The organism is Vibrio glycogenivorans, assembly GCF_051660965.1.
Taxonomy (GTDB): domain Bacteria; phylum Pseudomonadota; class Gammaproteobacteria; order Enterobacterales; family Vibrionaceae; genus Vibrio.
Genome location: NZ_JBPVIS010000039.1, coordinates 1 through 637 on the forward strand (window position 1 = coordinate 1; position 637 = coordinate 637).

General features: G+C 42.5%; 1 tRNA gene and 1 rRNA gene. Both read right to left on the bottom strand.

Features of this window, described 5'->3' with window-relative positions:
- Positions 1 to 98 (bottom strand): 23S ribosomal RNA (locus ACSTTG_RS24185); the annotation flags it as partial.
- A gap of 317 nt (positions 99 to 415) precedes the next feature.
- A tRNA-Ala gene (locus tag ACSTTG_RS24190) sits at positions 416 to 491 on the bottom strand.
- Positions 492 to 637: the final 146 nt, after the last annotated feature.

A 637-nucleotide genomic window follows, 5' to 3' on the forward strand; every position in this document is an offset into this window, starting at 1 on the left:
AGGTTGTTACTACCTAATCTGGGCTTATCGCAAGTTACTACGTCTTTCATCGCCTCTGACTGCCAAGGCATCCACCGTGTACGCTTAGTCACTTAACCATACAACCCCAAAGAGTTTCGCATTGGCGAACCACGGAGTTGTCGTTAAACAACCAAAGTTGTCTGCAATTATTTAAACATGATGCAGACTCGATTTTGCCGGACTCAAATTTCCAAGAACACTTGAATGTGTGTTGGTACCTACATCTTTCGATATAGGATTTGAGAACTTTTATTTGAATAACAACGCTTATCTAAAAGATAAGGGGATTGTTGTTATTCGTCAGCTTTCCAAATTTTTAAAGAGCAGATTTTCTATCGAAAACCATTTTTAAGAGCACTCAAAACTTTCTATTTGAAAGAAATGCGCTTAAAGATGGTGGAGCTAAGCAGGATCGAACTGCTGACCTCCTGCGTGCAAGGCAGGCGCTCTCCCAGCTGAGCTATAGCCCCATCAATGGATAAATCCATAAACAGTCGTTGAGACTGGGAATCTTTTCGTATGCAAGGAAACAAGTAAGGCCGTGTACATCAGTACACAACGCGCTTGTTGACGCAGCAGACGGAAAGATTTGGTGGGTCTGAGTGGACTTGAACCA